The sequence below is a fragment of the Ruegeria sp. C9 genome, assembly GCF_056537585.1.
On record NZ_JBQFRU010000012.1, the window covers coordinates 17,831 to 34,197 of the forward strand.

The window sequence follows — 16,367 nt, forward strand, 5'->3', positions numbered from 1 at the left end:
TTGGATCCGACGGAATGATAGAATTATTCAAATAACCTCCATCTGTCTGCATGAATGCCAAACGGGTTTAGAACTCGTGCCCACTCGAATTTCTGCTGAGCGCTCTTAGCGCAGAACTTCGGATACACGTCGAATGTCTGCAACGGGCCGTCAGCGCTTTCCATCAGGACATAAAGTCGTGTCGCCTGCTAGGTGATCCAGAAGCGCGCGCACCCGAGTTGTAATGCGCCTGTTCTGTGGAAATAATGCAGCGACGACATATGGCGACACCCGGTTCTCCGGAAACAGCTCGACCAGATCGCCGGACCGTAAGGCATCTGCGACTGTATATGCCGGGCACCGTGCGATGGCGGCGCCTTGTTCAGCAAGGCGAGCCGACGCAGCGGGAGCATTCATTCGGAAGCGTCCAGTCACTTGGACAGCCTCTTCTTGGCCGCCGAAGTCGAACCTCCACACTGTAGGCTCTGTCATATTGCCATCGAGAATGCACTCATGTTTGGCCAGTGCCCGGGGATGGTCCGGGCGCCCTGCGCGTTCCAAATAGGTGGGTGAGGCACAGACAACCAAGGGCATGCGGCCCAATTGCCGAACCTTGAGCGAGCTGTCCCGCATTGGGCCAATCCTGACAGCAAGGTCGAGGCCTTCTTCAACAATCGACGCTCTGCGATCAGAAAACTTCAGATCGAGCTCTACATGGGGGTGTTTCTCAGCGAATTTGGCGAGCGAAGGTACCAACCGCAATGCGCCAAACCCCGTTGGCGCCGAGATATGGATCACACCGCGAAGGGACGCCTGCTCATTTCTGACCCTGTCTTCGAGTTCGTCGAATCCGTCGAGAAGCGGCTCGCACAACATCAGGTATGTTGCACCCGCATCTGTCAACGACACGCTGCGGGTCGTGCGATTGAGCAGCTGTACACCAAGCGCGTTTTCCAGATCAGCGACGTACTTACTGACCAAACGCGCAGACCGCCCCATGCGCTGCGCAGCGACGGTGAACGACGTGTTCTTTGCAACCAGCGCAAAGGCCCGCATGCGGTCTATCTTGTCCATCTCATTGCGCCTTCAGAGGGCTTAAAGTTCGTCAAATATAGGAGATTATAATCAAGAAGCGCAATGTGTATTGCTTGTTCAACACCTGCAACCAACCGGAGAAACCCATGTCCAACGCTGTTCGTATTCACCATTTCGCCAAATCTGGCCATGCACACCGCGCTTTGGTCTTTGCGAAACTTGCCGGGATTGCACATGAGGTTGTTCCCGTCGATCTGGCAGCTGGCGCGCATAAGTCGCCTGAATTTCTTGCCATGAACCCAAATGGGCAAGTGCCCGTTCTTGAGGATGGCGAGGTTGTTGTGTCCGACTCGAACGCGATTCTTGTCTATCTTGCGCGGAAATATGCGCCTGATTGGATACCAAGTGATGCGGTCGGAGAAGCAAACGTGCAGCGTTGGCTCACTTTAGCGGCTGGAGAGATTGCGTTTGGTTCTTGCGCTGCGCGGTTGATCACCGTCTTTGGCGCGCCGCTGGACCCGAACTTTGCAGCCGCGACTGCCGAAAAAGCGATGCAGAAACTGGAGCATGGGCTCACGGGCCGCGACTGGCTCGTCGGCGAGCAACCCACGATCGCTGATGTGGCTAACTACTCCTATACGGCACACGCGCCGGAGGGGAATGTCTCTCTCGAGCCATACCCGAATGTCCGCGCCTGGCTCGCTCGGTTTGAGACCTTGCCCGGTTTTGAAGCGATGCCGGCGACGGCTGTTGGTCTTGTTGCAGAGTGAAAGGGCAAACCCATGACGACCGAAGCCCAACGGCATCCTTTGCCACCGTTCTCAAAAGAAACCGCCATTCAAAAGGTGCGCCTGGCTGAGGACGGCTGGAACGGCCGGGATCCGGCCAAGGTCGCGCTGGCCTACACGCCGGACAGCAAGTGGCGCAACCGGATCGAGTTTCCCCAAGGGCGCGATCAGATTGAGGAGTTCTTGACCCGGAAATGGGCCAAGGAACTGGACTACCGTCTGATCAAAGAGCTTTGGGCACATGACGGCAATCGCATCGCGGTCCGCTACGCCTATGAGTACCACGATGACGGCGGAAACTGGTTCCGGGCCTATGGCAATGAAAATTGGGAGTTCGACAAGGATGGCTACATGGAACGCCGGTATGCCAGCATCAATGAACACCCCATCCAAGAGGCGGACAGAAAGTTCCGCTGGCCGCCGGGGCGCCGTCCGGATGACCACCCCGGTCTGAGCGATCTCGGGCTCTAGCGTGGCTCTGGTGAAAGGATCAAGCGATGGCACAGATACATAAATCGCACAGAGGTGAGTTGATGCTGCAAGAGCGGCGTCACACTCCCAAAGAGGTGAGCGATGCGATTCCGCACTACATCGAAAGCGATATGCCGAAACAGCATGCGGATTTCTTTGCGGGTCTGTCCTATTTGCCGCTCGCAACGCTTGATCGTAATGGGCGTCCGTGGGTCAGCCTTCTGGTTACACAATCAGACAGCGACCCTTCTGTTGGCATTCAGGTTGCGGGCCAGAACACCACGCATGTGGTCGCGGAAACCAATCCGCATGATCCCTTTGTGCGTGCTGTGAGCCAGGATCCCGCATCGGGCCTTGAAGCGCGGCTCTTTGCCGGGGTTGGGATCGATTTCGGTAACCGCCGACGAAACAAAATTGCGGGCTCCATACGTACCGCAGATGTCGAGGGCGAGGAGAAGATCAGGTTACAACTGTTGTCCGATCAGCACTTGGGGAACTGTCCAAAGTACATTACAGTCCGTTCCTTAGGGCACACGCGACGCAACCCTGAAATTATCCATGACGGCTTCGATGTGCACTCGTCTGTGCTGTCGAATGAGGCCAAATCCGTCGTGGCGCGCGCCAGCACCTTGTTCTTGGCGACAAAGCATACAAGCGATGCCACCACTGCAGGCGCTCAGACCGATATGGGCGTCAATCATCGCGGCGGCGCGCCCGGCTTTACCCGGCTCTACGAGGAGAACGACGGAGCGCGGGTTACGACCTATTTGGTTCTGCCCGATCATTCTGGCAATCGCTTCTACCAGTCGCTGGGCAATATCGAAACGGACCCGAAGGTTGGGCTGGTCTTTCCAGACTTTGAAACCGGTGAGATCCTCTACATTACGGGGGATGCTGAAAATCTGCTTGGGGATGACGCAGATGCGCTGATGCCGCGCGTGAGCCTGCTGACACGTATCAAGGTAACGGGCGCGGTTTTTGTGCGTGGAGGCCTAAACCTCAAGCTGGCATCAAAAGAGCAACTCTCCCCCTACAATCCGCCGGTCAAATATTTGCGCGCAGAGTTGGAGAAGATGGGGCATGCAATAAAGGCGCACGACGCCGCCATCCCGTTGACCGCCAAGCTTATCGCTACAAAACCCCTGTCCAGCACAATCAGTACCTTCGAATTCGAGTTGTCTGAGGCAATCAATGCCCCATTGCCTGGTGGCTTTGGCGTCTTTGACTTCTCCGACCTGGTGGACGCCGGATACAGCCACATGAACGAGACGAACCCTCAGCTTGTGAACGAGGATTACGTCCGCACATGGACGCTTTCCGGAGCGCCAAAGTTTGACGAAGAGAACAACGCGTTTCGCACGACCAATCGGATCAGTGTTACGGTCAAACTCAAACCAGGCGGTCTGATGTCCAACCTCCTGCACAACAATGCGGAGAAGCTGATCGCGTACAATCTTCCAGTTAAATTCAAGGGCACCGGAGCGGGCTTTTCCTGTTTTTCCGAAGTGGCTGAGGGCAGCCCCCCAAAGTTCCCAGCAAAGATGCTTTGGATCGCGGGTGGCGTTGGCATCACCCCGTTCATGGTGATGTGGGACGGACTCAAACAAGTGGTAGAGGCTTACCCGCAGGACCAGTCCATCGATATCGTGTTTCTGTTTTCCGGTCGGGACGATGACATTGCAGTTCTGCAGCACTTTGCGAAAAAAAACAGCTGTGTTTCGGACCAGGTGACACTACGTATTGTCGCGTTTCAAAGCGCAGGCGAAAACGCATTGGCTGCGAAATCCGCTCGCGATGATCTGAACGCAGCATTCACCGATCAGCCGCTGCAGCTTCAGGAGCGACGCATGCATAGCAAAGACATTCAATCGGTCGCGCATCTCGGAATGCGAGATGTATATATGTGCGGCCCTGAAACTTTGATGACCAGTTCTGAAGCGGCGCTTAACGATTTGGGCCTCGAGGAAGCAAGGCTTCACCGTGAGACGTTTGTGTTTTGATAGGGGGATAAAAAGCCTGCCCATGACGTCTCCGGGCAGCATAATCAACTCTATGATTGAGTGTTGGAAAGGTTTTCACCAAGTCGAAACGATACCGGTTTCCTCAGTGCTATCCCGGATCGATGACCGCTATGTGGGCTGCACTCGCGGAAACTGATCGCTCCGCGCAAGGCCCGGTTTAGGCCGTTGGATGTATCGTGGAGAACGGGGAAGGCGCTTGCGCTGCGTCTGCACCGAAGTCTGCAACGAGCCTGAAGCCGACCTGTTTAGACTCAAAGCAAATACGCTTTTCGCAAGACGTGTCTATTTTCGACTAAACAGCGCCTTGTGACTGATGTTGCAGCTTGCGGACTTTCCCTGGAGGCATGTTAAAAACCCGTTTGAATGCTTTGTTAAAAGAAGGTTCAGATAGGTACCCGATCTCAGCCACGATTTGCGAGATTGGTTGATCGGTAGCAATTAATCGTTCTCGCGCCAGATGCATCCGCCAGGTCGCAAGGTATTGTATTGCCGGCACACCGACGAGCTCGGTAAACCGTGCGGAAAATGCCGATCTGGACATACCTGCAACCTGTGCAAGAGACTCGACTGTCCAGTTTGCTGCGGGTGCGCGATGAATGGAAACAATAGTGCGGCCAATCTGTTGGTCTCTGGCGGCTTTCAGCCAACCTCGATTGGCGTCGGGCGCACTGTTCAACCATCGGCGAATAGCCTCGATGACAACCACATCGGCCAAGCGTGTAATCACTGTTTCGCCGCCCGGTCGTAATTCACGCGCCTCTCTTGCAATGAATTGCAAAGTTGCTTGTAGCCAGCTCCCTGCATCCTCTTCCCACGGATCGATTTTGAGTACGTCGGGAAGCAAGGCCATCAACATGCCGCTGGCCGCGTGATCTATCCTGACGAGCCCGTACATGATTCCGGTCTCGGCTCCACCACCGCCGTGCTCTAGCGTTTCGTAGAGCTCGGTCACCTTGCGTATGGGCAGTTCTTCCAGTTTCAAAAGTGGGGTGTCTTTTGAGCTGGAGAACCCAACTGGCGCGCCATTTGTCATCAGAACCAAGTCGCCTTTCTCGACTTCAAACGGCACATCTTCTCCGACCCTCATAAAGCAACGCCCGTGCGTAATGACCGCAAAGCTCAGTATTTCGGGGAAACCCGGTATAGAAACGCCCCAAGGCGCAGACATGCGCGACTGGCAATAGAATGTACCCGTCAGTTTCAGAAGATGAAGAATTTCCCCGAGCGGATCACCGATTGGCTGCGCCAGTGCATGGGGGTCGGGAATATGGGGGTTGATCTGGCTCACTGCACCAGACTGTTCGATATCTTCCCAATTGTCTACAGTATTTGGATGAATGGATAAAAAGTTAGGACAATGCAGACTTTTTCGTCCTTCGTGCTTACCTATTTTGGGGTCATTGACTGATTTTAAGGAGATGACCGATGACACAGCAAACCATTCTCGTACTTGGCGCAACAGGTAAAACCGGATCACGTATCGTGACGCGCCTTGAAGACAGGGGTCATGCAGTTCGGCGTGGATCGCGGAATAGCAAAACCCCATTTGATTGGGAAAAACCGCAGACATGGCCCGCAATCCTGGACGGTGTTTCTGCCGCCTATATTTCCTATTTTCCTGACATCGCCTTTCCGGGCGCGGTCGAGCAAGTTGCGGCCTTCACGGCATTGGCTCGAGAAAAAGGACTGCAGCGACTTGTGCTGTTAACAGGTCGCGGAGAATTTCATGCCGAACGTGCTGAAGGGGTTGTTCGGAACTCCGGTGTGCCCTTTACGATCGTCCGTGCGGCGTGGTTTGCGCAAAACTACTCTGAAGGTGCATTGCTGGAGCCGGTAATGGCCGGTGTGTTGCCCATGCCCGCAGGTGACGTGCGTGAACCGATTATCGACGTGGACGACATTGCCGACGTTGCCGTCGCCGCCTTGACCGAGGAAGGACACACTGGTGAGCTGTATGAAGTTACAGGGCCGCGTCTCATGACATTTGCCGAAATGGCTGCCGAACTTTCGCGCGCAATGGGCAGAACCGTGCAATATGTGCCGATTTCGTTTGAAGACTTCCATGCGGAAATCATCAACGCGAGCGGAGAGATGATTGCTGACGTGATTACTGACATAGCGAGGGAAACGCTTGATGGTCGCAATGCGAACACTGCGGACGGTGTTCAACGTGCCTTGGGGAGAGCTCCGCGCGATTTCTCTGATTTTGCTGATGAAGCCGCAAAGTCTGGCGCTTGGGCACAAGCTGCATGAGTCGGTCTGACGACAAAGGAACACAATCATGACGTTTGACGTAAAACGCAGGCTTGTCCTGGGGTTGGCGGGTCTTGTTGCAGCCACCCTGGGGCTGATCATCACGCTGGCCCCACTGGCCTTTTACTCCAGCTACGGCATTGATATTTCGCCGCAACCGAACTTGATGAGCGAATTGCGCGCACCTGCTGCCAATCTGGCTGCACTTGGCCTGATCATTCTGTCGGGAGCGCTATACCAAAAGATGGCCCAGACATCAGCTTGGCTTGGAGCCACTGTGTTCTTCGCCTTTGCCGCGGGGCGCGTGGTCAGCATTATGCTTGATGGACGACCATCGGACAGCATCCTTTCTGCTCTTGGGATAGAGATGGTACTTGGACTGCTGTGTTTGTGGGCCGCGAGCAAAGGGCGGCTAACGAAAGCTGGCATGCACCTCATGTCGTCGCGTAAACTTCGGATTTGAGACACAGTGAAAGCTGCCTGAGTGCATTTGGCCATTCACCGATACAGAGTGGGTGGCCAAAATATCTGAGTGACTCCGCGAAATACTGAATGGCTGGCGCTACCGATTGTGAGTTATGACATTAAAACCTTCTTCGGGTGATGGTGCCTCGAAATACCTCGCCAAACGCCAATATTGATCTTCCGTTGCTGCAAAGGCATGCGCACCTTCACTGTTGCGCTTGTGCAGCCGGCGCAGACAAACCTCATCCGGTAAGTCCAAAAAGTGAAGCTGGTGCGTCGCAGCAGTTTCTTCCAGCAGCTTGCGCATCCAGGCTCTGTTTTCAATTGTGTTCGCCGGAAAGTCGAGAATGACAGAAACCCCGGCCTTCAGCAACGATGCGATGTGCCGCCCCATGACCGGCCGCAATTTCAAAGCGTAATTTACATAATCCTGCAGGGAGTTCATCTGGTCGCCGAATAGGACGCTAAGCCATTCATCTTCTGAAATGAGCACCGCCCCGCCGCTATTCGCAAGTTTCGCCGCCAGACTTGATTTTCCTGAGGCGACTTTACCACAAAGCAAGTGAAGCGTTGGTTGGACCTGTGACATAGGGTGAACTCCCGGACTACCTAATGGCCCCTGTGCTCAGTTGATCTGCAAGTTGATCAAACACCAACCTGATCCTTCGCGCAGTATGTAATTCCGAGTGCGTCGCCAGCCAAATCGGGAACTTAAACGGCTCTCGGTCGGGTAGCACGCGCTCCACACCTGGTGTCAAGGCAGCCACGTCATCCGACATTACACTGATGCCAAACCCTTGGCGCACCAGCTCCCAGGATACAATTCCGCTTTGCGAGCCAATCCGGAAACTCTTTCGAGTGACCTTAACGCCCGCCGGATCGAGAAAACCGATCATCGTGTCAATGTCGCCAAACCCCACGAAATCCAACTTTGCGAGCTCGTTTTCATTTTTCGGCCTTCCCAACTGATCAAGGTACGCAGGTGCTGCGTAAAAATGTGCCGTCGCCTCGGCAACAAGCTTTGCGGTCAGATCTGGTTGCGTCGGGCGTACATGTCGGATGGCGATATCAGCCTCACGTTTCTGTATGTCTCGTAAGTCATTGGCAGCAACGACGTCGATCTCAAGACGCGGTGCTGCAAGTCGGATCTTTTTCAGTATAGGCGGCAGCTGATAGGCAGACATCACATCTGACGCGGTGATCCTGACTTGCCCTTCGACAGTTTGCGACTGGCTTGTAGCAGTAAGGGAGATCCTGTGCGCGACATCCGCCATTTCTCTGACATGCAACAAAAGCTCGGCGCCAGCGGTCGTTAGACTAAGCGATTTACCAACTCTTTCAAACAGGGTGATCCCAAGCGCCAATTCCAGCGCCGCAACCTGACGACCGACAGTAGGTTGAGTTTGCTCGAGAACGCGCGCCGCTGCGGAAAACGAGCCTTCTTCAGCCGTCGCAAGAAAGGTCCGTACCTGATTCCAGTCGAAATTGATGGCATTCCAGTTCATGCATTTATGCATAACACTTCTGCGAATTATGGCAATTTAGTAAATGTGTGTATGGATGTATGGGATGCGACAACAAACTTGAAAGAGAGTAATAAAATGGCTGCTTTGTCCAAAGATGCCGCGTTCTGGAGCAGAATCTCGCGAAAGTATGCGGCGGACCCAATCCGGAACATGGAAGGGTATCTGAACACACTCGAACGTACGAAGTCGCACCTAAAAGCAGAAGACAGTGTACTGGAAATCGGTTGCGGGACGGGTTCAACCGCGCTGTTGCTTGCACCGCATGTCAACCATATCACCGCCTCGGATCTCGCTCCGGGCATGATCGAGATTGCCAACGAGAAGCGTGCTAAAGAAGGATTGGAGAATGTCACTTTCAAGGTGGCCGAAGTTCTCGAGCACGATCCTGTTGAAGGTGGTTACGATGCGGTTCTGGCGCATAACCTGCTTCATCTCCTGCCTGATTTGGATCAAGCGCTAGAGCATATTGCCAAATTGACAAAATCCGGTGGTGTTTTCATATCCAAAACGGTGTGCGCGCCTGAGAATGGTGGGTTCAAGTATGCGATGATCAGTCGTGTCGCGATACCTATCATGCAGTTTTTTGGGAAAGCCCCGTTTGTGAATTTCGTGTCTATGTCGATGCTTGATAGGAAAATTGAGCGCGCAGGCTTTGAAATCCTGGATACTTCCGATCAAGCCTCGATGCTCCAGAGTCGTTATGTTGTCGCGCAAAAACCTTGAAGCTCTAGTTCATTCAGCTTTGCAAGTGGAAACGCTATCTGTGTCACATCACCAATAACAGTACATTCGTGAATGAATGGACTGCATTCAGGTTTGTTTCCACCTTTAGAAAGCTATTGCGATTGGCGGCGTTGCCCGAAAACCATGAGTTTATAAGAACCAGATGTTGCGGCCGCGGCGAAAGTAAGGTCTGTCGGGCCGCGATTCAGCGTTGAGAACTGTTTGCCAATAGAAGGTCTGAGCCGTCCACACGAACGGCCCAAGTGTTTAGATTTCGATAGCTTCTGCAATGGCAAATCACTTAGCGATGGTCCAAAGCGCCATTTGATCGGTTTTTCCGCGGGCATTGTAGGCGGGAAGTTGGGATAGCATTTTGTTAACTTCATCGGACAGTTGTTCCCTGACAGCATCCGAGATCACCACTTCTACTCCGAAGTCTCTGGCAGCACTTTCTATCCGGGCGACGGTGTTCATTGTGTCGCCCAGCAAGGCTACCTCCTTTTTCCATGTCCCGATCTCACCTGCCGCAACCGGCCCACAATGTAGAGCCACCCTGATCTTTGCCTCTTGCCCAAATCTGGCGACGTATTCTTCGGTCTTACTCTCTAACGTGCGGGGCATTTCCTTCGCGCACACAAAACTCCGTTCGTAACTCTTCGGGCTCGCTGTCGGCCATGTCACGATGACTGCGTCTCCCACGTATCGATGCACTTCGCCCCCACTGCTCTCTATGGGCTGGGACAGATCGTAGGACACGTCAGAAAGGAACTCGTGGAATCTCAAATCGCCAATCCGCTCCGCGAGCGAGGTCGACCCTACCAGGTCGGCAAAAAGAACAATTCGGTTTTCTAGCCGGGGGCGTCGATATTGTCCGGTGAAGATTGCCAAAGTTGCCTCCCGGCCTAACAGTCTTAGCAGTTCAACTGACGTGGAAATGACAGAAGCGATCGCAGCGGATAGAGCAAAGTTGAATGCAAACTCAGGTTCCTGCCAGAGTCTCTGATCAAGCAGTACGCGCGCGGGAAGTATGATCCCGATAACGATAATCAGACTATAAGTGACGGCCCTAAAGCCGATTATGACGATAAGCGGGGTCTGCCGCAGCCATCGGATCGATTGATTAGAGAGAAAGGTGAGCTCAACCGTTAGGCATCCTGCACCAATGATTAACCCGGTCAAACTGCCGACAATTGCATCCACTGGTTTCTCGTATCCGTCTAGGAATATGAGAGGCGTGAGCGCGCCAATGCACATAGAAACTGCAATGACCTTCAAAGCAAAAATCGCTGTTAGTCTGTCGATCAACGCTGCCCCCGGAACGAGAATTCTCTGTTTTGCTATCAGAATCGTTGGGTGGCGGGAACGTGAACTTCAAGGGTCGGCGCATTCACTTTGTCACGCGGAGAATTCATAGGCAAATGCAGCGAATTGGCGCTTTGACCCGCAAAACGTACGAAGTCTGCCATCCCGCCTTGCGATTGCGCCGATAGTCCGGTCTGACGGGCCGCGCCGCAGCGCCCTCAAGGTCGGTCAAAGGCCTAGTATGGGCCGTTGAATGCAATCCAGTTGGCTCGCGCTTCCGATTGTCGAACGCGCTTTAGTGCGTCTACCCACGTTCACGAGTGCCGCGAGTGCCAGATAAACGAGTGAGTGCTTTTTCATGATTCTGCGCGAAATTGTTGGGTTCGACGGTGAGTCTGTCGGGCGACCGGATTGAAGGCCCTGCGTTGGATCAAGCAAAGCTCCCACCGCGGGGTGTTATCATTGGATTGTCGGACGCCGCGATTGCCTGCAGGCACCTTTTCTCTAAGCGGTCTGGCTTATACCCCTGACCAATTCTAGAAACGGCGACATTTGGATGATGCTGAATGGTCTATCACCGAGTGAAATGACGTGACGCGTGCAATGGTTTTCATGGCGCTGGTCGCGAAAAGCTTTACGATATTGCCGACAGAAACCGATCCGAAAAGGATCAGGGATTGTACGCATGATCGACGCGTGCTGGTGTTCCTCGACATCGCAAAAAGCGGACGTCGCCGATGGTGCAGCATGGAAACCTGTGGCAATTGCAGCAAGGCTGCCGCATTCAGAGCAGACTTACACCAGTAAGGTTTTAGCTTAGGAACTGCTCAATCACGGCTGCTTGTTGCTTTTTTCCATCCGGGTCTGCTTCGGTTTTCAGGCGAGTAAACGCCTCACCCCAGTTTGAAGTGCGAACGCGGATCGGCGGGTCAGAGGCTTCAACCACACCCATGACAACTGATGCCACTTGTTCCGAAGTTTGATAGATATCGCTGCCATCCATTCGCGCCTGAGCGCCACCGATATACTTCTGGAGAATAGGTAGATACTCATCCTCAAGCATCCCACCCGTGGCCTCGACATGTTTCAGCACATTGGTCGCAAACTCGGATTGAATACCGCCCGGTTCAACTGTCGAGAAATGGATACCGAAATTGGGCGTGACGTAGCTGGCCAAAGCCCCAGTGTACCCCTCAACCGCGAACTTTGCGGCGCAGTAGATCTCGTTGAACGGCTGACCCACTAGGCCGCCTACGGATGAGATTGTGATGACATGGCCCGAGCGTGCTGCGCGCATGTGTGGCATCACCGCTTTTGTGCAGCGCACGACACCCATGAAATTCACATCCATGACCCAAGCGACGTCTTCTTCGCTGGCTTGTTCGGTTGTACGAACAAATCCAGCACCCGCATTGTTGATCAGCTTATCGATCCGCCCCTCGTTCGCGATGATCTGATCGACCGCGGCGTTTACGCTGGCGCTGTTCTGCACGTCCAGCTCAAGCACGTTGAAATTGACGCCAGCGTCAGAGGCGGCCGCATCCAAGATGCCGCGCTTGGCGAGGTTTCGCATAGTAGCGTAGACAGTATGGCCCGATTGGGCCGCTTGTACGGCGATTTGAACACCAAGGCCGGTCGACGTGCCGGTGATCAGAATGACTTTGGGCATAATGGAAGCTCCGAATATCAAATGAATTGCTTGCGGCAACGATCCGATGTGTCGGGGCGAAGGTCAACAGCGGGACTTTAAAACGCCCAAAGCCTCATCGAAGGTATTCACATTCTCTTCTGCGCGCGCGGTCAGATGCGCGCCTTCCAAAAGGGCCAGTATCGCACGGGACTCCGAGATCGGATCGGTGATACCGGTGATTGACTTGTCCTCTTGGCCAAGCTTCAGGATCTCTTCGATTTGGGTAACCATCATGGCGCGGAATTTTTTGATCTTTTGGATCACGTCATCCGAAAGGCTTTCACGGCTGCTGATAAGCGACACGCAGAGGCACAAGGTTTTCCCGTCATTGAGTGCATCCCGGTAGAGGTCGATCAGGGCCAGCAATTGCTCGGCCCCGGTTTTGTGTTCTACCCGGATGCGGTTGCACTCTGCCTGCAGGGTCTCATGATAGCGACCCATGAGTGCCGCCGACAGCGCCGCTTTGGTCGGGAAATGATAGTGGATTGACGCCTTGCGAATACCCACCGCCTCTGCCAGATCGGCATAGCTGAACCCGTCAAACCCCCTCGCGCGCGCAGCGTGTTCGGCAACATCCAGAAGGGCCGTCTTGGTATCACTCGTCATACGTGCTCAAACCTTTTCCGTCATGATCAGGGCCAGCGCGTTTTCCGCAGACTCCAGGGCGCCTTCGATATAGCCCCCGAACTGTGGTGCAACTTCGGTCCCGCCAAAGATTAGTCGGCCATCCCACAGACGGGTCATCGCATGGGGCAGCCCGTATTGCGGATGAGCGTATAACGGCTGTTGATCCGCTTCGATAGAGGTGAACAGGTCAAAGGCCCAATCTTTGACAAAGAGTGTCTTTGGCTCCGCAGCTTCGGCGCCGAACAGCCTGGACAGTTGCTCTTTGAGCAACTGCCGCAGCCGTTCTTCGTTGCTACGGGTGCGCGGGGGTAAGCCGATAAAGCCGAACAACGCGTAAGGTCCGCCCTCGGCAGGGGAGGCGTCGTGTATTTCCACCATCGGCCCCCTGCGGCTCATCGCGTCACCGGACAGCCAGGCCGTGCGCCAGAACGGGGTATCATAGACAGCGATGACTTTGGCCTGACCGGCCATCCAAGTCGCGATCCCAGTCATTGCCGCTAAAGCTTCATCTGGTAAAGCAGGTGAGAACGCGATCTTGCTCGCCACGCGAGGAGGGAGGGCCAGTACGATTTCCTGAGCATGAATGACCTGCCCAGTTTGAGCGGTCGCGGTGATCCCAGACGCAGACTTCTCTAACCCGACGATAGGCGCGGATAAGATGAGCCGCTTCGGCGGTATCTCAGCGGCAAGCGCATCAGTGAGGGCGCCCAGACCACCTTTCAAGCGATAAGATCCTTGCATCGAGGCAAACCCGCGATCGCGCTCGACCTGGCCGATCTCGTTTTCAAAGCTGAGAGCGCCTGTTGAATATTGCTCGAACCACTCCAGTCCGAGCCGCTTTATTAACGCTGCAATACGCGGCTGCCCGGGCCAGAACCAGGCGGGACCCATGTCGAAGTACCCACCCTCCAGCCTTTCCGTCAAGATACGTCCGCCCGGACGACCCCGCGCTTCGACCAGCAGGTAGTCATGGTTTCGTGCCTGTAGCTGTCGCGCAAGGCAGAGGCCAGAAAGGCCTGCGCCAATGATCAGAGTTTGCGTCTGCATCGCTCAGAACCCCTCAGATGCCGGGCGCAGGTCCAGCTCATGGGTCCAGGTGGATTGCGGTTGATGGGCTAACTGCCAGTAGGCCTCGGCAATCTCGTCCGGTTTCATCATCTTCGACGGATCCAGCGAGTGCAAATCCCGCGAGCGGGGTGTATCGATGATCCCGTCCAAAACGACGTGCGAGATATGTACGCCAGCCGGTTGATATTCACGTGCCAGCGATTGTGTCAGCCCGCGCAGGGCGAACTTAGCCGACGCAAAAGCGGAAAACCGTGGGCCGCCGCGCAGCGACGCTGTGGCCCCCGAAACGATCAGCGCGCCACCACCGCCGCGCACCATCGGTTGCAGAACACATTGCCCCAGCAGGACCAAAGATTGCACCATTGATGTCCACGTTCTCTGATAGTCTTCCAATGCGGTTTCGGGGAATGGCGCGATCACCAGCTCAGCCGTATTGTGCACCACGATCTTCGGCGGGCCATGCGTAGCGATCAATTCAGAAATCACTGGCGCAACCGCACTCGGATCGGACAGATCGACCTGATGAAACGGCGCGATCGTTTCCTGCGGCTGCGTCCGTCCAAGACCAATGGCCGTCATGCCACCTGCCTGAAACCGCGCGAGAAGGGACTGGCCAAGGCCAGCTCCCGCACCGGCGACAATCGCCAGAGGTTTCTTGCTACTCATGAATTAAACCACCGGTGGCTGTGCAAAGGGCAGGTGGCCAGTCTTCATCCAGACCTTCGCCCCGTCTGGGCCAGCCATAGCCGACAGCGCTTCACCCTCAGGCAGGCGTAGCCAGTCGTTCTTTTTCAGAACGTCACCGCCTGAGGTCAGCGATCCGCCAATCATTAACAGCTCAATACCACCCGGCGCATTCGAAGTAATCTCGGTGCCTGCATCAACATGGCTGTAAGTGACAACCTCGCGGTCATCCTTGTGCAGGGTCGCAGTGGCGACCCCGTTCACGGGTGCGGCCAGTTCGTCGGCCATGGTTTTGCGGAACTGATTGCGGTCCTCCATGTCGAACTGCCAGAGTTTGACGAAGATCGTGCAGCCGGGTTCTGAGCCGGGCGTGTGCCCGGTTGTGGGCGGATTGCGCACATAGGTGCCTTCCGGGAAATCGCCATGCTCATCCTGAAAGACGCCGTCCAGAACGATGAACTCTTCACCGCCTGTATGGGTGTGGGCCGAAAACTTGCTGCCTGGTGCATAGCGCACAATGGTGGTGGCGCGGGCGACTTCGCCACCAATTCGGTCCAGCATGCGCCGGTCCACACCCTTCATGGGCGAGGCCTGCCACTCAAGCTGATCAGAGTGAACAACGACACGCGAAGAGAAGTCCGAGTTGAGTTCCATGGGAGGGGTCCTTTCAACTTAAATGGCAGTTCTCGCTTAGCCGGCGATAGATGGACGGGCCGCCATCTTAGCACGCCAAGCTTGCAGGTTGGTCAGGGTTTCAGGAATTTCAACTTTGGCAAAATCGGCGAACGCCAATCCTGCAAAGGCGGTGATATCAGCCACCGAGAATGTGTCTCCAGCCAAGTATTCGTTTTCGGCCAATACCGCATCCAGATAGGCCATAGTGTTTCCGGCAACCTCTTTCTGTTTGTTGCCCCATTCGGCGCATTGATAGGTTTCCAGGTCCGGGCCGAGGCCAGGTGTGGCATGGTGGAAGTAGGTGCCGACCGCATTCAACAGACCGTTTTCCGCGCGCAGGTTCATCATCGAGATTCGGGCGCGCTCTTGCGCAGTCACGCCGGTCAATGATGGGCCATCGAAGGTTGCGTCGATATATTCAGTGATCGCGTTGCATTGAGCGATGTGCGATCCATCTTCCAGTTCCAAACAAGGCACCGCGGCATCGGGGTTTTTGGCTTTGAACTCAGGCGTACGATGTTCGCCGCCCATCACATCCACAGGGATGTATTCAACTTTGTCTGACGCACCTTTTTCAGCCAGCGCAATACGAACACGGGCAGGGTTCGGGAACCCTTCGACGTCATAAATCTTCATCTGAGTACCTCCGTCAGGGCTTGCAATACTATCTACCTATCAATAGGTAGATAGTATTGCAAGCCTTTATTGCGTCTTGTCAGATTGAATTGCTCTGATGGTCTTGTCAAAAGAACTTTGTTTGAGTGGGACAGGGGTATTGCGTAGCTATTGCCCATTACCGGACCTGCTTCTTTCAAATACTATAAACACCTGTCCTGAGATCATCCGCCTTGCGGTGATGCAGTACAACCGTTTCTCGCTCTCGCTTCGGAATGTCGAAGATCTGCTGCACGAGCGAGGTATCGATGTCAGCCACGAAACTGTCCGCTATTGGTGGAACAGGTTTGGCCCGATGTTTGCCTCTGAGATCCGAAGAAAGCGGGTGCAACAACTGGGCGCATTCTCGAAATGGAAGTGGCATGTGGATGAGGTTTTGTGAAGG

18 protein-coding genes and 1 pseudogene are annotated in these 16,367 nt (G+C 54.8%); 8 read left to right on the plus strand and 11 right to left on the minus strand.

Going from position 1 to position 16,367, the window contains the following annotated elements:
* Nucleotides 1-150 precede the first annotated feature (150 nt).
* On the minus strand, nt 151-1,053 hold the full coding sequence (locus ACR0NE_RS21140; protein WP_170598774.1) for a LysR family transcriptional regulator: 903 nt from the start codon (nt 1,051-1,053) through the stop codon (nt 151-153).
* A 107-nt stretch (nt 1,054-1,160) separates the two neighbouring features.
* Here ACR0NE_RS21140 and ACR0NE_RS21145 point away from each other — a divergent pair, with 107 nt between their 5' ends.
* Genes ACR0NE_RS21145 through ACR0NE_RS21155 form a run of 3 tightly spaced genes read left to right on the plus strand, consistent with a single transcriptional unit; the run spans nt 1,161 to nt 4,273 of the window.
* The gene (locus ACR0NE_RS21145) at nt 1,161-1,784 is read left to right on the plus strand and encodes a glutathione S-transferase (RefSeq protein WP_170598777.1); all 624 of its coding nucleotides are present in this window, start codon (nt 1,161-1,163) and stop codon (nt 1,782-1,784) included.
* Between the two features lie 12 nt (nt 1,785-1,796).
* Nucleotides 1,797-2,273: a nuclear transport factor 2 family protein gene (locus ACR0NE_RS21150; protein WP_170598780.1), complete on the plus strand. Its 477-nt coding sequence runs from the start codon at nt 1,797-1,799 to the stop codon at nt 2,271-2,273.
* 26 nt (nt 2,274-2,299) lie between these two features.
* Nucleotides 2,300-4,273, plus strand: a complete 1,974-nt coding sequence (locus tag ACR0NE_RS21155; protein WP_170598783.1) for a pyridoxamine 5'-phosphate oxidase family protein — start codon at nt 2,300-2,302, stop codon at nt 4,271-4,273.
* Between the two features lie 313 nt (nt 4,274-4,586).
* Here the strand turns inward: ACR0NE_RS21155 and ACR0NE_RS21160 are convergent, their stop codons facing one another.
* Entirely contained in the window at nt 4,587-5,726 is a 1,140-nt protein-coding gene (locus ACR0NE_RS21160; RefSeq protein WP_170399653.1) for an AraC family transcriptional regulator, read from the minus strand.
* Here ACR0NE_RS21160 and ACR0NE_RS21165 point away from each other — a divergent pair.
* Both ACR0NE_RS21165 and ACR0NE_RS21170 read left to right on the plus strand, forming a co-directional pair.
* Nucleotides 5,720-6,547 (plus strand): NmrA family NAD(P)-binding protein, encoded by an 828-nt coding sequence (locus ACR0NE_RS21165; protein WP_170399701.1) that lies wholly within the window; start codon nt 5,720-5,722, stop codon nt 6,545-6,547. The two genes, ACR0NE_RS21160 and ACR0NE_RS21165, sit on opposite strands and share 7 nt — an antisense overlap.
* A gap of 28 nt (nt 6,548-6,575) precedes the next feature.
* Nucleotides 6,576-7,010 (plus strand): DUF4345 domain-containing protein, encoded by a 435-nt coding sequence (locus tag ACR0NE_RS21170; RefSeq protein ID WP_170399705.1) that lies wholly within the window; start codon nt 6,576-6,578, stop codon nt 7,008-7,010.
* A gap of 99 nt (nt 7,011-7,109) precedes the next feature.
* Here ACR0NE_RS21170 and ACR0NE_RS21175 read toward each other — a convergent pair whose 3' ends face one another.
* Nucleotides 7,110-7,601, minus strand: a complete 492-nt coding sequence (locus tag ACR0NE_RS21175; RefSeq protein ID WP_170598786.1) for an ATP-binding protein — start codon at nt 7,599-7,601, stop codon at nt 7,110-7,112.
* Nucleotides 7,602-7,617: 16 nt separating this feature from the next.
* Nucleotides 7,618-8,517: a LysR family transcriptional regulator gene (locus tag ACR0NE_RS21180; RefSeq protein ID WP_170598789.1), complete on the minus strand. Its 900-nt coding sequence runs from the start codon at nt 8,515-8,517 to the stop codon at nt 7,618-7,620.
* 51 nt (nt 8,518-8,568) lie between these two features.
* On the opposite strand from ACR0NE_RS21180, the gene ACR0NE_RS21185 reads away from it, so the two are divergent.
* The gene (locus ACR0NE_RS21185) at nt 8,569-9,261 is read left to right on the plus strand and encodes a class I SAM-dependent methyltransferase (protein WP_480459945.1); all 693 of its coding nucleotides are present in this window, start codon (nt 8,569-8,571) and stop codon (nt 9,259-9,261) included.
* A 297-nt stretch (nt 9,262-9,558) separates the two neighbouring features.
* Here ACR0NE_RS21185 and ACR0NE_RS21190 read toward each other — a convergent pair whose 3' ends face one another.
* A complete protein-coding gene (locus ACR0NE_RS21190) occupies nt 9,559-10,566 on the minus strand; it encodes an adenylate/guanylate cyclase domain-containing protein (protein WP_170598792.1) in 1,008 nt (335 codons plus the stop codon).
* 609 nt (nt 10,567-11,175) lie between these two features.
* On the opposite strand from ACR0NE_RS21190, the gene ACR0NE_RS21195 reads away from it, so the two are divergent.
* Nucleotides 11,176-11,370: a CGNR zinc finger domain-containing protein gene (locus ACR0NE_RS21195; protein WP_480459946.1), complete on the plus strand. Its 195-nt coding sequence runs from the start codon at nt 11,176-11,178 to the stop codon at nt 11,368-11,370.
* A gap of 4 nt (nt 11,371-11,374) precedes the next feature.
* Here the strand turns inward: ACR0NE_RS21195 and ACR0NE_RS21200 are convergent, their stop codons facing one another.
* The 6 genes from ACR0NE_RS21200 to ACR0NE_RS21225 all read right to left on the minus strand — a co-directional run bounded on the left by ACR0NE_RS21200 (nt 11,375) and on the right by ACR0NE_RS21225 (nt 15,943).
* Nucleotides 11,375-12,232 (minus strand): SDR family oxidoreductase, encoded by an 858-nt coding sequence (locus tag ACR0NE_RS21200; protein ID WP_170598795.1) that lies wholly within the window; start codon nt 12,230-12,232, stop codon nt 11,375-11,377.
* Nucleotides 12,233-12,295: 63 nt separating this feature from the next.
* Nucleotides 12,296-12,859 (minus strand): TetR/AcrR family transcriptional regulator, encoded by a 564-nt coding sequence (locus tag ACR0NE_RS21205; RefSeq protein ID WP_170403683.1) that lies wholly within the window; start codon nt 12,857-12,859, stop codon nt 12,296-12,298.
* Between the two features lie 6 nt (nt 12,860-12,865).
* Nucleotides 12,866-13,927, minus strand: a complete 1,062-nt coding sequence (locus tag ACR0NE_RS21210) for an NAD(P)/FAD-dependent oxidoreductase (RefSeq protein ID WP_170598798.1) — start codon at nt 13,925-13,927, stop codon at nt 12,866-12,868.
* Between the two features lie 3 nt (nt 13,928-13,930).
* Complete coding sequence (locus ACR0NE_RS21215; RefSeq protein ID WP_170567691.1) at nt 13,931-14,614, minus strand: SDR family NAD(P)-dependent oxidoreductase; 684 nt, start codon at nt 14,612-14,614, stop codon at nt 13,931-13,933.
* 3 nt (nt 14,615-14,617) lie between these two features.
* Nucleotides 14,618-15,286, minus strand: coding sequence for a cupin domain-containing protein (locus tag ACR0NE_RS21220; RefSeq protein WP_170399734.1), 669 nt, complete (start codon nt 15,284-15,286; stop codon nt 14,618-14,620).
* Nucleotides 15,287-15,322: 36 nt separating this feature from the next.
* A complete protein-coding gene (locus tag ACR0NE_RS21225; protein WP_170598801.1) occupies nt 15,323-15,943 on the minus strand; it encodes a glutathione S-transferase in 621 nt (206 codons plus the stop codon).
* A 150-nt stretch (nt 15,944-16,093) separates the two neighbouring features.
* Here ACR0NE_RS21225 and ACR0NE_RS21230 point away from each other — a divergent pair.
* Nucleotides 16,094-16,358, plus strand: a pseudogene (locus tag ACR0NE_RS21230) (IS6 family transposase); the annotation flags it as partial.
* Nucleotides 16,359-16,367 lie beyond the last annotated feature (9 nt).

What these genes read in the sequence shown, in the direction of transcription:
- ACR0NE_RS21140 (WP_170598774.1), bottom strand. Translation starts at nt 1,053, where the DNA reads ATGGACAAGATAGACCGCATGCGGGCCTTTGCGCTGGTTGCAAAGAAC.
- ACR0NE_RS21150 (WP_170598780.1), top strand. Translation starts at nt 1,797, where the DNA reads ATGACGACCGAAGCCCAACGGCATCCTTTGCCACCGTTCTCAAAAGAA.
- ACR0NE_RS21180 (WP_170598789.1), bottom strand. Translation starts at nt 8,517, where the DNA reads ATGAACTGGAATGCCATCAATTTCGACTGGAATCAGGTACGGACCTTT.
- ACR0NE_RS21155 (WP_170598783.1), top strand. Translation starts at nt 2,300, where the DNA reads ATGGCACAGATACATAAATCGCACAGAGGTGAGTTGATGCTGCAAGAG.
- ACR0NE_RS21165 (WP_170399701.1), top strand. Translation starts at nt 5,720, where the DNA reads ATGACACAGCAAACCATTCTCGTACTTGGCGCAACAGGTAAAACCGGA.
- ACR0NE_RS21185 (WP_480459945.1), top strand. Translation starts at nt 8,569, where the DNA reads ATGGATGTATGGGATGCGACAACAAACTTGAAAGAGAGTAATAAAATG.
- ACR0NE_RS21145 (WP_170598777.1), top strand. Translation starts at nt 1,161, where the DNA reads ATGTCCAACGCTGTTCGTATTCACCATTTCGCCAAATCTGGCCATGCA.
- ACR0NE_RS21220 (WP_170399734.1), bottom strand. Translation starts at nt 15,286, where the DNA reads ATGGAACTCAACTCGGACTTCTCTTCGCGTGTCGTTGTTCACTCTGAT.
- ACR0NE_RS21170 (WP_170399705.1), top strand. Translation starts at nt 6,576, where the DNA reads ATGACGTTTGACGTAAAACGCAGGCTTGTCCTGGGGTTGGCGGGTCTT.
- ACR0NE_RS21205 (WP_170403683.1), bottom strand. Translation starts at nt 12,859, where the DNA reads ATGACGAGTGATACCAAGACGGCCCTTCTGGATGTTGCCGAACACGCT.
- ACR0NE_RS21175 (WP_170598786.1), bottom strand. Translation starts at nt 7,601, where the DNA reads ATGTCACAGGTCCAACCAACGCTTCACTTGCTTTGTGGTAAAGTCGCC.
- ACR0NE_RS21200 (WP_170598795.1), bottom strand. Translation starts at nt 12,232, where the DNA reads ATGCCCAAAGTCATTCTGATCACCGGCACGTCGACCGGCCTTGGTGTT.
- ACR0NE_RS21210 (WP_170598798.1), bottom strand. Translation starts at nt 13,927, where the DNA reads ATGCAGACGCAAACTCTGATCATTGGCGCAGGCCTTTCTGGCCTCTGC.
- ACR0NE_RS21195 (WP_480459946.1), top strand. Translation starts at nt 11,176, where the DNA reads ATGGCGCTGGTCGCGAAAAGCTTTACGATATTGCCGACAGAAACCGAT.
- ACR0NE_RS21225 (WP_170598801.1), bottom strand. Translation starts at nt 15,943, where the DNA reads ATGAAGATTTATGACGTCGAAGGGTTCCCGAACCCTGCCCGTGTTCGT.
- ACR0NE_RS21215 (WP_170567691.1), bottom strand. Translation starts at nt 14,614, where the DNA reads ATGAGTAGCAAGAAACCTCTGGCGATTGTCGCCGGTGCGGGAGCTGGC.